General features: G+C 29.9%; 10 protein-coding genes, 1 tRNA gene, 1 rRNA gene and 1 pseudogene. 12 read left to right on the top strand and 1 reads right to left on the bottom strand.

Going from position 1 to position 12,777, the window contains the following annotated elements; genetic code table 11:
- Positions 1–32: 32 nt before the first annotated feature.
- From rrf to disA, 10 genes are all read left to right on the top strand, one after another.
- Positions 33–149: ribosomal RNA gene (gene rrf / locus Ccar_RS20015) — 5S ribosomal RNA — on the top strand.
- A 7-nt stretch (positions 150–156) separates the two neighbouring features.
- A tRNA-Asn gene (locus Ccar_RS20010) sits at positions 157–231 on the top strand.
- Between the two features lie 299 nt (positions 232–530).
- The gene (gene fusA, locus Ccar_RS20005) at positions 531–2,621 is read left to right on the top strand and encodes an elongation factor G (RefSeq protein ID WP_007063018.1); all 2,091 of its coding nucleotides are present in this window, start codon (positions 531–533) and stop codon (positions 2,619–2,621) included.
- Between the two features lie 126 nt (positions 2,622–2,747).
- Positions 2,748–2,981 carry a hypothetical protein gene (locus tag Ccar_RS20000; RefSeq protein WP_007063019.1) on the top strand — a complete coding sequence of 78 codons (234 nt, stop codon included), beginning with the start codon at positions 2,748–2,750 and terminating at the stop codon, positions 2,979–2,981.
- Between the two features lie 262 nt (positions 2,982–3,243).
- A complete protein-coding gene (locus tag Ccar_RS19995; protein WP_007063020.1) occupies positions 3,244–3,708 on the top strand; it encodes a CtsR family transcriptional regulator in 465 nt (154 codons plus the stop codon).
- A 66-nt stretch (positions 3,709–3,774) separates the two neighbouring features.
- The gene (locus tag Ccar_RS19990; protein ID WP_007063021.1) at positions 3,775–4,302 is read left to right on the top strand and encodes a UvrB/UvrC motif-containing protein; all 528 of its coding nucleotides are present in this window, start codon (positions 3,775–3,777) and stop codon (positions 4,300–4,302) included.
- A 2-nt stretch (positions 4,303–4,304) separates the two neighbouring features.
- Positions 4,305–5,339 carry a protein arginine kinase gene (locus tag Ccar_RS19985; protein WP_007063022.1) on the top strand — a complete coding sequence of 345 codons (1,035 nt, stop codon included), beginning with the start codon at positions 4,305–4,307 and terminating at the stop codon, positions 5,337–5,339.
- 18 nt (positions 5,340–5,357) lie between these two features.
- Positions 5,358–7,796: an ATP-dependent Clp protease ATP-binding subunit gene (locus Ccar_RS19980; protein WP_007063023.1), complete on the top strand. Its 2,439-nt coding sequence runs from the start codon at positions 5,358–5,360 to the stop codon at positions 7,794–7,796.
- A gap of 266 nt (positions 7,797–8,062) precedes the next feature.
- Positions 8,063–9,418 carry a DNA repair protein RadA gene (gene radA, locus Ccar_RS19975; protein ID WP_048030363.1) on the top strand — a complete coding sequence of 452 codons (1,356 nt, stop codon included), beginning with the start codon at positions 8,063–8,065 and terminating at the stop codon, positions 9,416–9,418.
- Positions 9,419–9,433: 15 nt separating this feature from the next.
- Entirely contained in the window at positions 9,434–10,507 is a 1,074-nt protein-coding gene (gene disA / locus Ccar_RS19970) for a DNA integrity scanning diadenylate cyclase DisA (protein ID WP_007063025.1), read from the top strand.
- A 26-nt stretch (positions 10,508–10,533) separates the two neighbouring features.
- On the opposite strand, the pseudogene Ccar_RS27475 reads toward disA, so the two are convergent.
- A pseudogene (locus tag Ccar_RS27475) lies at positions 10,534–10,938 on the bottom strand (DUF1573 domain-containing protein).
- A 147-nt stretch (positions 10,939–11,085) separates the two neighbouring features.
- Here Ccar_RS27475 and Ccar_RS19960 point away from each other — a divergent pair.
- Entirely contained in the window at positions 11,086–11,562 is a 477-nt protein-coding gene (locus tag Ccar_RS19960; protein WP_007063028.1) for a CarD family transcriptional regulator, read from the top strand.
- Between the two features lie 111 nt (positions 11,563–11,673).
- Positions 11,674–12,777 (top strand): PIN/TRAM domain-containing protein, encoded by a 1,104-nt coding sequence (locus tag Ccar_RS19955; RefSeq protein WP_007063029.1) that lies wholly within the window; start codon positions 11,674–11,676, stop codon positions 12,775–12,777.

Here is a 12,777-nt window from a genome sequence, read left to right as displayed (position 1 = left end):
GAACAAAATCTTTCAAAAACTAAATAAAAATATCTGGTGATAATGACATAAAGGTAACACCCGTTCCCATTCCGAACACGATGGTTAAGCTTTATAGTGCCGATGGTACTGCAGGGGAGGCTCTGTGGAAGAGTAGGTCGTTGCCAGGTAATGCGTTCCGCGATAGCTCAATGGTGGAGCACTCGGCTGTTAACCGATAGGTTGAAGGTTCGAATCCTTTTCGCGGAGCCAATTTTATATGAATGATCAAAGACTGTAAAATATACAGTCTTTTTTTTATATCAATTTTTGTTTAATAGTTAAAAAGTTTAGTACTCCTCTTAACATCTGGAAAAATAATTAATTTTTAGTGGTAGAAGATTTCAAACATGTATTCTAAAAACAAATTTTTAAATATATAGTATATAAAATGAAATATATGGGTATATATATAATCGAATTATTTTGAAAATTTCATTAATTCAAAGAGGAATTTTCAATTTAAAATAGAATATATAAATTAAGCTTAAAAGTAAGAGGGGGAATTGCTTATGAAAAATTATACAACCAAAAATTTAAGAAACGTAGGAATTGTTGGACACAGTGGTTCAGGAAAAACTACTTTGACAGAAGCAATACTTTACTACACGAAAGCTACAGATAGATTTGGAAAAATTGAAGAGGGAAACACTGTAAGTGATTATGATTCTGAAGAAAAGAAAAGAAAAATATCAATATCAACATCTATAGCGCCATGTGAATGGGAAAACACTAAAATAAATTTGGTAGATGTTCCAGGATATTTTGATTTTATTGGTGAAACATATGAAGGATTAAGAGCGGTTGATGTAGCTATGGTAGTTGTATCAGGTACATCAGGTATACAAGTAGGCACAGAAAAAGTTTGGGAATATGTAAATAAAAATAAGTTACCAAGATCATTCTATATAAACAAATTAGATAGGGAAAATTCTGATTTTGATAAAGTATTATCTGGATTAAAAGAAAAATTCGGTATGTCTATAGTTCCAGTTCAGTACCCTATAGGAACTGAAGAAAATTTTAGAGGAGTTATAAATATTATATCTAGAAAAGCTAGAATTTTTGATCCTAAAACTCATAATATGAAAGAAGATGAAATACCAGAAGAACTCGTAGATAAAGTTGATGAATGCAAAAATATGATAATTGAAGCTGTAGCTGAAACAGATGAAGTTTTATTAGATAAATACTTCAATGAAGGAACTTTAAGTGATGAAGAAATTTATAATGGACTCATTAATGGTTGTGCTAAGGGAGACATAGCTCCAGTAATGTGTGGGTCAGCATTGAATATCATAGGAATTGAAACATTGCTTGAAGATGTAGTTGAATGTTTTCCTTCACCTGAAAATTCAGAGCCATTAGAGGCTACAAACTTGAATACTAATTCTAACTTAGAAGTTAAGATAGATGAAAATGCACCATTATCAGCTTTTGTATTTAAAACTATAGCAGATCCTTTTGTTGGTAAGCTATCATTATTTAGAGTAATAACAGGAAAAATTAAGTCAGATTTTACTGTTTACAATGCAAGCAAAGGTAAAAATGAAAAAATAGGAACTATGTACTTCTTAATGGGTAAGCAGCAAATTCCAACAAATGAAATAGTAGCAGGAGATATAGGTGCTGTTTCAAAATTACAATTTACATCTACGGGAGATACTTTAAGTGCAGTAGAAAATCCTATAGTTTTTAATGGTATTAAGTTTCCGGAAGCAACAATGTCAATGGCTGTTTTGCCTAAATCAAAAAATGATGAGGATAAAATATCTACTGGTTTAAATAAATTACTGGATGAAGATCCAACTTTTAAGCTTTCAAGAGACGTAGAAAATGCTGAAACTATAATTTCTGGATTAGGAGAAACCCATCTTGATGTAATAGCATGTAAGTTAAAGGCTAAATTTGGAGCAGAAGTAATACTTCAAAAACCAAAAGTACCTTATAGAGAAACTGTAAAGAAAATTGCTGATGTTCAAGGTAAGCATAAAAAGCAGTCAGGTGGTCACGGACAATATGGAGATGTAAAGATAAAATTTGAGCCTAGAAATGATGGAGAAGACGATTTACTTTTTGTTGATAAGGTAGTTGGTGGTGTTGTACCAAGGCAATACATTCCAGCAGTAGAAAAGGGATTGAAAGAATGTATACAACATGGTGTACTTGCAGGATATCCTGTAATAAGATTAAAAGCTACTTTGCATGATGGTTCATATCATCCTGTAGATTCATCAGAAATGGCATTTAAAGTTGCATCATCTTTAGCATATAAAAAGGGTCTCATGGAAGCTCAACCTATACTATTAGAACCTATTATGCACGTAGAAATAGTAGTTCCTGAATACTATATGGGAGATATAATAGGTGATATAAATAAAAAGAGGGGCAGGGTTTTAGGAATGGAACCTGATGAAGATAAGCAGAGAATAATAGCAGAGGTTCCACAGGGTGAAATGTTCAAGTATGCTACAGATTTAAGGTCTATGACTCAGGCAAGAGGAAGTTTTGTTATGAAATTTGAACGATATGAAGAAGTTCCATCTACTGAGGTAGATAAGATAATAGAAGAAGCTAAAAAAATTAAAAGTAAAGTTGAATAGTAAATAATTTAAAACCAATAGCAAAAGCTATTGGTTTTTTATAATAATATATTGAATATTTTAATAGACTATAAGAGAAAATAATTATGTTAATGTAAATAGAGAATCAATTTAAGGAGAGGTTTTATGGCACAATACCAAATGAACATAAATGGAAATATTCAATTAATGGATTATAGTAGTATATATGATTATATGGCTATAGTAGATAAGTGTGATAGTCTTACAATAAATTTCAATGAAGGGCAAATTAATGATATAGATATATTGTGTAATATTTTAGAGAATAATCACTTTATGGTTAATCGCGATAAATATTATAATAAAGGAGAGTATCATATTAATGCTAGAAAGTATTGAGAATTAAGCTTGTTATAGTAAAGTATCTACTATAACAAAAATATTATATAGTACAAGCTATAAATAGTCCTAAGTACAGTATATGGTATTGATAGTCGCTAATATATGAAGAATAAATTAGAAAATAAAAAAAATCTTAATGTAATTAAGATTTTAAGTATAAAACAAACAAATTTTGGGGGATATGAATATTGAATAGAAAAGAAAAAAATATTAATATTTAATTAAGGTCAAAGAAAGGCAAAGTCAGGGAGGCGTTATTTTGGCAAGACTATCGGATATTATAGAAGTATTTATAAAGGATATGTTAGATAACAGTAAGGAAAGCCAATTACAAATTGGGAGAAATGAATTAGCAAGTTATTTTAGTTGTGCACCCTCACAGATAAATTATGTATTAACAACTAGGTTTACAACTGATAAAGGTTATTATATTGAAAGTAAGAGGGGTGGTGGGGGATGCATAATAATAAGACGTGTGCAATTTGATGAAAACAAATCCCTTGCAGAAATTATAAATGAAAAATTGGGAAATAGCATAACATATGATTCAGCGGTTCAGATAATTCATGGATTGTTGGAATCTGGAATAATTACAGAGAGAGAAGGAAGTATTTTAAAAATAGTTATAAATGACAGAACACTAAATAGTTCAACGGATAAAAAGAATAAGTTAAGATCAGATATATTGAAATCAGTTATTATGGTTATACTTAATGAAATTTAAACAAACACTTAAAAGAGAAGTTGATTTATTTTCCAGTTAAATAGTATTAAATAAAGGAGTGATATTATGTTGTGCGATATATGCAAGAAAAATGAGGCTACAGTTCATATAACAAAAATAACTAATGGAATGCAGCAAGAATTTAATATATGTGAAAAATGTGCAAAAGAAAGGGGAGAGTTTAATTTCCCGGGTCAATTAGATTTATCTTCGCCATTTACTTTTCAAAACATTTTGACCGGAATAATGGATTATATAAGTAGTCCTAATGAATCTCAGCATAATTTTGATTGTTCTTGTAAAAATTGTGGTATCAGTTTTTCAGATTTTAAGAAAAGAGGGTTAGTTGGTTGCAGCGACTGTTATACTGATTTTACATCTGCACTAATACCTGTTATAAAAAGAGTACAGGGAAACTTAGATCATACAGGAAAAATTCCTAAAAGGGCAGGTAAAAATATTATTGGAAAGAAGAAGTTATTGAAATTAAAAGAAAGTTTAAAGGAAGCTATATCAACTGAAGAATATGAAAAGGCAGCACAAATTAGGGATATGATAAAAGAACTGGAAAAGACACGAGAACAGGAGGGATAGTTATGGAAAATTGGATTAAATGCTGCAAGAGTAATAATGATTTAGTATTAAGCAGCAGAATAAGGCTTGCAAGAAATATAAACAAACGACCATTCCCTCATATGCTTAAAGAAGATGAAGGAAGAGAAATTGTAAAGTCAGTGGAAGATGCATTTTATTCATCTTCATTTAATTCTGAAAGTTATAAAACAAACTATTTGTGGGAAAGAAGCACTATTTCAAATGAAGTTTCTTTGGAGAAGCATTTAATAAGTAAAAACCTTATAGACAATAGTAATAAATCTGCATTTATATTGGATAAAGATGAAACTGTAAGTATTATGATAAATGAAGAAGATCATGTAAGGATTCAATGTATAACATCATCTTTAAATTTGGAAGAAGCATATGATTTTGCTGATAAAATAGATAATCTTCTAGAAGAAAAGCTTGATTATGCTTTTGATGAAAAACTTGGATATTTAACTGCATGTCCAACAAATATAGGAACAGGTATGAGAGCTTCTGTTATGATTCATCTTCCAACACTTTCTTTAAGCAATAAGTTAAATAATATGTTAAGTGCAGTAACACAACTTGGTATGACTATAAGGGGGCTATATGGAGAAGGATCAAAGGGTAAAAGCAATATATATCAAGTATCCAATCAAACTACATTAGGATTAAGTGAAGAGGAAATAATAAATAATTTAAAGGCTGTAGTAATTCAAATTGTTAATGAAGAAAATTTATGCAGAAATACCTTGATAGATAAGTATAGATATGAAATAGAAGATAGAATTTATAGAGCATTAGGTGTACTAAAATCAGCAATAATTTTAAATTCTAATGAATGTTTAAAATTTTTATCAGATGTAAGATTAGGTGTTGAAATGGGAATAATTAAAGATGTAGATAAAATATCTTTAAATAATATTTTAGTAAATACACAGACAGCTAGTATATATGAAATGTATAATGGTAAACTGTCAGATAAAGAGACAAATTTTAACAGGGCTAAAATTGTAAGGGAAATTTTAAAAAATGAAACATTATAAAAAGGATGGTGAGTATAAATGATGTTTGGAAGATTTACTGAACGAGCACAGAAGGTTCTCTTTTATGCACAAGAAGAAGCTCAAGTTCTTCAACATGGTTATGTAGGAACAGAGCATATATTGTTGGGCATTCTAAAAGAACAAGGAATAGCTAAACAACTTTTAAATGACATAAATATTACTGTAGATGATGTTAGAGATTTAGTAGAAGAATATGAAGGTAAGGGAGATATTGATTTATATAAAAATGAGATTCCGCTTACTCCAAGGACTAAAAGACTATTGGAATTAAGCTTATTTGAGGCTAGAAACTTAAATCACAATTATATAAGTCCAGAGCATATACTATTGGCACTTATTAGAGAAGCAGAAGGCGTAGCATTTACAATATTGAATAATTTAGGTGCAGATTTTGATAAACTAAGAAAAGAATTAACAGAAGCTTTATCAGGAGAACAAACTGGTAATAATAGTGATTTTAATAAATCAAATGTAGAACCAACTCCTACTTTAGATCAGTTTGGTAGGGATTTAACTGAAATGGCTAAGGAAGGCAAGTTAGATCCAGTGGTAGGAAGGGATAAAGAAACTCAGAGAGTACTAGAAATACTTTGCAGAAGAACAAAAAATAATCCTTGTTTGATAGGTGATCCTGGAGTAGGTAAAACAGCTGTAGCAGAAGGATTAGCACAAAAAATAGTAGTAGGAAATATTCCTGAATTGCTTAAAGATAAGAGAGTTGTAACTTTAGAGTTATCTTCTATGGTAGCTGGCTCTAAATATAGAGGAGAGTTTGAAGAAAGACTAAAAAAGGTCATGGAGGAAATAAGAAAGTCAGGTAATGTAATACTATTTATTGACGAAATACACACTATAGTAGGAGCTGGAGCAGCAGAAGGTGCTATTGATGCATCTAATATATTGAAACCAGCACTAGCAAGAGGAGAAATTCAGTGTATAGGTGCTACTACTATCGATGAATATAGAAAATATATTGAGAAGGATTCAGCTTTAGAGAGAAGATTCCAACCTATTACTGTTGGAGAGCCTAATAAAGAAGAAGCTGTGTTAATACTCAAGGGATTAAGAGATAAATATGAAGCTCATCATAGGGTAAAAATTACAGATGATGCTATAGAAGCTGCAGTTAATTTATCAGATAGATATATAACTGATAGATTCTTACCCGATAAAGCAATAGACTTAATGGATGAAGCAGCATCAAAGATTAGAATTGAAAGCTTAGTTGCTCCACCAGATTTAAAAAATTCAGAAGAGCAACTTGAAAAGATAACTAAGGAAAAGGAAGATTCTATAAGAGTTCAAGATTTTGAAAAGGCAGCACGATTAAGGGATAAGGAAAAGGAATTAAAAGATGAGTTAGAAGGATTGAAAAACAATTGGAAAACTAAGAAAGAAGTTTCTAACCTTGTTGTATCAGAGAAAGAAATTGCATCAGTAGTTTCTAAATGGACCAATATACCAGTAGAAAAGCTGACAGAAAAAGAATCACAAAGATTACTAAAGCTAGAAGAAATACTGCATAATAGAGTAGTAGGGCAAAATGAAGCTGTTAAGTCTATATCAAGAGCTGTTAGGAGAGCAAGAGTAGGTTTAAAAGACCCTAAAAGACCAATAGGTTCATTTATATTTTTAGGACCTACAGGAGTAGGAAAAACTGAGCTTTCAAAGGCATTAGCAGAAGCTATGTTTGGTGACGAAAATAACATGATAAGAGTAGATATGTCAGAGTACATGGAAAAACATACTGTCTCAAGACTTATAGGATCTCCTCCAGGATATGTAGGTTTTGATGAAGGAGGCCAATTAACAGAAAAAGTTAGGAGAAATCCTTATTCAGTAGTGTTATTTGATGAAATAGAAAAAGCTCACCCAGAAGTATTTAATATTTTGTTGCAAATACTTGAAGATGGGAGACTTACAGATGGAAAAGGTAAAACTATAAATTTCAAAAATACCATAATAATTATGACATCTAACGTAGGTGCATCTACTATTAAAAAACAAAAGTCTATGGGATTTGCATTAGGTGGTAAAAATGAAAAAGAAAATGAATATGAGAAAATGAAAGAAAATGTTATGGAAGAATTAAAACGTTCCTTTAGACCTGAATTTTTAAATAGAATTGATGACATTATAGTATTCCATCAATTACAAGAAGAAGATTTAAATCATATAGTAAAATTGATGTTAAAGACAGTAGATGCAAGATTAAAAGAACAAGATATATATATAGAATTTACTGAAGAAGCTCAAAAAAATCTTGCTAAAGAAGGATTTGATTTAACTTATGGAGCAAGACCTCTTAGAAGGGCTATAACTAAAATTGTGGAAGATAAGCTTTCAGAAGAAATGTTAAGAGGAAATATAAAAAAGGGAGATAAGATCAAAGTAGAAGTAAAAAATAATGAACTAGAGTTTGTTAAGGCAGAATAATATAATTTTAAAAGGTGATAATTAAAAATCTAGTTTATAAAACTTAATAAAAGATAGATTTTATTTTAAGCATAAAAGCTATGAAACATAGGAATAATACCTTAATTTCATAGCTTTTATTTTCTAATAGAGAAAGGAATATTTTGTATAAAAGCTATACTTTTACATAACCATTTTCTTAATTATTTTTAAAATTTTAATTATTATTGACAACATACGGGAATAATACTGTATAATTATATTTTGTATAGAAAGAGGTGTTTCTTATGGCAAAAAATAAGACTATTTTTGTATGCCAAGAATGTGCATATGAATCATTAAAATGGCTTGGGAAATGTCCTAATTGTAATAGTTGGAATAGTATGGTTGAGGAAACTAAAGTACAAAGCAACTCATCTAGTGTTAATATAAGTTCTAATAGTTTGCCTAAGAGTATACTAAATATAAAATCTAGTGAATATGAAAGATTTGATACTGGCATAACAGAATTAAATAGAGTATTAGGCGGGGGAATAGTAAAAGGTTCACTAACTTTAATATCTGGTGCACCGGGTATAGGTAAATCTACATTACTATTACAAGCAGCAAATAGTATTTCTCGAAAATATGGAAAAGTTCTTTACGTTTCAGGAGAGGAATCTGAAGAGCAAATAAAAATGAGAGGTGATAGGCTGGAAGCTATGTCTAGTGATTTATATATAGTTTCTGAGACTAGTATTGAAAAAATAGAGGAACATATAGAGAATACTAAACCTGTTTTTGTTATTGTAGATTCCATACAAACGCTTTTTAAACAATCTATTACTTCTGCACCAGGAAGTGTATCTCAAGTTCGGGAAAGCTCTAACGATATTATGCGTATAGGGAAAACAAAAGGCATACCATTTTTTATAGTAGCTCATGTTACCAAACAAGGTGAATTAGCAGGACCTAGAGTATTAGAACATATGGTGGATGCTGTACTATCCTTTGAAGGAGAGAGGACTGAAGAATTTAGAATACTTAGAACTATGAAAAATCGTTTTGGAACTACTAGTGAGATTGGAGTATTCGAAATGAGAGAAAGTGGTCTTGAAGAAGTATCAAATCCGTCAGCAGTATTTTTGGAAGAAACTGATTTTCAAAAGGAAGGTTCAATAGTTATAGGAATAATGGAGGGAACTAGGCCTATATTAATAGAAATACAAGCACTAGTTAGCGAAACTAAGGCAGTAATGCCTAGGAGAACTGCAGTTGGTGTAGATGTTTCTAGACTGAATCTTATTTTAGCAGTTTTAGAAAAAAAATTAAAAATACCTTTTTATAATTGTGATGTTTATGTTAATGTAGTAGGAGGACTTAATATTGAAGGAACCTTTGCAGATTTAGGATTGGCTTTAGCACTTATATCTAGCGTTAAATCTAAGGAAATAAACTTAGAGAAATTAATAGTATTTGGAGAAATAGGACTTACAGGAGAAGTAAGACCTGTAGCATTTGGAGACAGAATTGTAAATGAAGCAGAGAAAATGGGATTTAAAAATATTGTCATACCAGCAAGAAATAAGGAAAAAGTAAAAAATAAAAGTATAAATATTATAGGAGTCTCTTCTCTTAAAGAGGCTACAAATAAAGTTTTTTAGTGTAGGGTGATTAAATTGAGATTAGAAAAAGATAGAGAACTTATGAGCATACTTAAACTTTTAGCACCAGGAACACAGCTTAGAGAAGGATTGGAAAATATATTAAGGGCTAAAACAGGTGGCTTACTTGTTTTAGGTGATAGTGAACAGATATTAAAAATAGTTGATGGAGGGTTCACTATAAATTCTGATTACAGTCCATCTTATGTTTATGAGCTTGCAAAAATGGATGGTGCTATAATTCTTAGTAATGATTTAAAAAAAATATTATATGCTAATGCGCAGCTTATACCGGAATCTAATGTTGCAACCTTTGAAACAGGAACTAGACATAGAACTGCAGATAGAGTTGCTAAGCAAATGGGAGCAATTGTTATTGCTATTTCACAAAGAAGAAACATAATAACAGTGTATAAAGGTAATATAAAATATGTTTTAAGAGATAGTAGTATAATACTTGGAAAAGCAAATCAAGCACTGCAGACTTTAGAGAAGTATGTGTCAGTGTTGGATAGGGTTGTAAGTAATCTTAATATTTTAGAATTTCAGGATTTGGTAACATTATTTGATGTAATGACAGCTATTCAAAGAACAGAAATGGTTATGAGAGTGGTTGCTGAAATTGAAATGTATATATGTGAACTTGGAAACGAGGGAAGATTAATTTCAATGCAGTTAAATGAGTTAGTAAAAAGTGTAGAACAAGATGGAATATTATTAATACGAGATTATTGTCAGAATGATATGGACTATAATGAAATATATAAACAAATTCAAACTATGACATCAGAAGAATTGATAAATCTAGATAATATATCAAAATCATTAGGATATATAGGAGTCCCTTTGGTGGATACCCTCATATCACCAAGAGGATATAGAATGTTGAACAAAATACCGAGAATACCTACAAATGTAATAGAAAATTTGGTCAAAAATTTCAAAGAGTTAAAAGGAGCAATGGAAGCTTCTTATGAACAGTTAGATAAGGTTGAAGGTATAGGAGAAGCTAGAGCTAGAGCTATAAAAAATGGACTTAGAAGACTTAGAGAGCAGATTATGTTAGACAACAATTTTAGCACAAAATAATGACTAGCATTATTTTGTGCTAATTTTTATCTAAAAGTATATTTTCCTAAAGTATTAATTTTATCATTTTCCTTAAGAAGAACATCAAATAGATTTAAATCAAGGGAATTACAAAGAGATGTTAAGTAAAATAAATTATTCCCTATTTCATGTTCAATTACTTCTCTACAGCTATCACAAAGTTCTCCGCTTATGTGGGATTTTAAACAATCCTTTAGTGATTCAATGTTTATGTTTTCATCATGTTCTGGCAAGTGTTATTTTTCTGCTGTTAGCTTTATACAACCGCAGTTAGTAATAGATTTAGCAATAGCACGGTTTATTCTAGCATTAGATTCTTGAAGTTTAGTCATTATATCCAAAATACTTTTATGTCTAAGTAAAGATTCGTCTACTGCGTTTTGAAAATCGTCAAAAATTACATCTTTCATCAGGTTCAACTCCTTATAAAGATTTAAGTTGGATTTATAAATTAATTATAGTTTTTTTCAGATAATTTTGTCAATAAAGTATAGTACGAAATTTCCTCTACTTTTATATAATAAATCAAGAATACTTTTATTAATAGGGGGATTACTATGGTAATTAATGAACAAAAAGTATTTGTTCCAAATTATGGAGCTGGAATTATGACAAAAGTTGAAGATAGTAAAAGCTATGATGTAAATAAAAAATATGTAAATATTTTTATTTTAATAGATAATATAAACTTATATATACCTGAAGATAGATTATTAGACTATAGAATAAGAAATATTACAAGTAAAGAAAATCTAGATAAGGCTTTTGATATAATTAAAAGTAAGCCGCAAACTATTGAAAAAAAGTGGAGTAAAAGATATAAGAAAAACAACGATAAAATAAAAGAAGGGGATTTCTTTCAAATGTGTGAAGTAATACGTGATTTATATTATTTAAAATCCAAGGGAACAATTCCACCAGGTGAAAGGAGGATACTAGATAAAGTTGAAAATATGGTAGGAAGTGAAATAGCATTATTATTGGGTATTAAAATTGAAGCTGCATTGGGTGAAATAAGAAAATTAGGTAAATAATTTATTAAATAAATTTAGTATTATTGAAAAAAATATTTTATTAAGATATATTAGATATTAAGGATTTAAAAATGAAAAGATTGTTAATAATTAATAAGGGAGGTGAGGCTTTTGCTTAAAAAAATATTAAGAGTTATTTTTACAATTATAGGACTTATGCTGGGGTATTTAATTGGCAACGCAATAGTCCATACAAATTACTTTGTAAAAATTGGTTATGCTAGCAACAGCCCTATAAAAACAGTTTTATTTTTAATTTTATGTTCTTTATTCTTTGGAATTATATTATTTTTATTATCACCCTTGATTAATACAATAATAATAAGAATTATGGATTACATTGAAAAAAGTGCTCAAAAACTTCCTGCTACTGAAATGTTATTTGGAACTGCAGGAGCTATAGTTGGACTTCTAATAGCAGCCTTATTTGTAAATCTTTTAGCTAGTATTCCTGTAATAGGTGCAGTTTTAGCAGTATTTGTTGCAGTAGTAATGGCGGTTTTAGGTGGTAGAATAGCTGTTAAAAAAAGAGATGAGCTAATTAACTTATTTTCTAGTATAAGTATTAGAAGATCTACAGCTAATAAAGATAAAAAAAGCAAGGGAGACTCTAAAGGTAATGCTAAAGTTTTAGATACTTCTGTAATAATAGATGGAAGAATATTTGACATATGTCAAACGGGTTTCGTAGAAGGTACTTTAGTAATACCTAACTTTGTATTAGGAGAGTTAAGACACATAGCAGATTCTTCAGATGGATTAAAAAGAAACAGAGGAAGAAGAGGTTTGGATATATTAAATAAGATCCAAAAAGAATTGAATATAGATGTACAAATTTACGAAAAGGATTTTCCAGAAATACCGGAAGTGGACATTAAGTTGTTAAAGCTTGCTCAAGTTTTAAATGGAAAGGTAATAACTAATGATTATAACTTAAATAAGGTTGCGGAATTTCAGGGGGTTCCAGTCTTGAATATAAATGAACTTGCTAATTCAGTGAAGCCAGTAGTTCTTCCAGGTGAAGAAATGAGGATACAAATAGTTAAGGATGGAAAAGAATCAGGTCAAGGGGTAGCGTACCTAGATGATGGAACTATGATAGTTGTAGAAGGTGGTAGAAAGTATATAGGTGAAACTAAAGATGTATTAGTTACATCTGTATTACAAACAGCAGCTGGAAGGATGATTTTTGCAAAACAAAAGGGAGAGGCTTAA

The sequence above is a fragment of the Clostridium carboxidivorans P7 genome (assembly GCF_001038625.1).
Lineage (GTDB): Bacteria > Bacillota > Clostridia > Clostridiales > Clostridiaceae > Clostridium_AM > Clostridium_AM carboxidivorans.
Note: the sequence above shows the minus strand (reverse complement) of the source record. Positions and strands in the feature narration are given on the sequence as shown.

What these genes read in the sequence shown, in the direction of transcription:
- fusA (WP_007063018.1), top strand. Translation starts at nt 531, where the DNA reads ATGAAAAATTATACAACCAAAAATTTAAGAAACGTAGGAATTGTTGGA.
- Ccar_RS20000 (WP_007063019.1), top strand. Translation starts at nt 2,748, where the DNA reads ATGGCACAATACCAAATGAACATAAATGGAAATATTCAATTAATGGAT.
- Ccar_RS19990 (WP_007063021.1), top strand. Translation starts at nt 3,775, where the DNA reads ATGTTGTGCGATATATGCAAGAAAAATGAGGCTACAGTTCATATAACA.
- Ccar_RS19985 (WP_007063022.1), top strand. Translation starts at nt 4,305, where the DNA reads ATGGAAAATTGGATTAAATGCTGCAAGAGTAATAATGATTTAGTATTA.
- Ccar_RS19980 (WP_007063023.1), top strand. Translation starts at nt 5,358, where the DNA reads ATGATGTTTGGAAGATTTACTGAACGAGCACAGAAGGTTCTCTTTTAT.
- radA (WP_048030363.1), top strand. Translation starts at nt 8,063, where the DNA reads ATGGCAAAAAATAAGACTATTTTTGTATGCCAAGAATGTGCATATGAA.
- Ccar_RS19960 (WP_007063028.1), top strand. Translation starts at nt 11,086, where the DNA reads ATGGTAATTAATGAACAAAAAGTATTTGTTCCAAATTATGGAGCTGGA.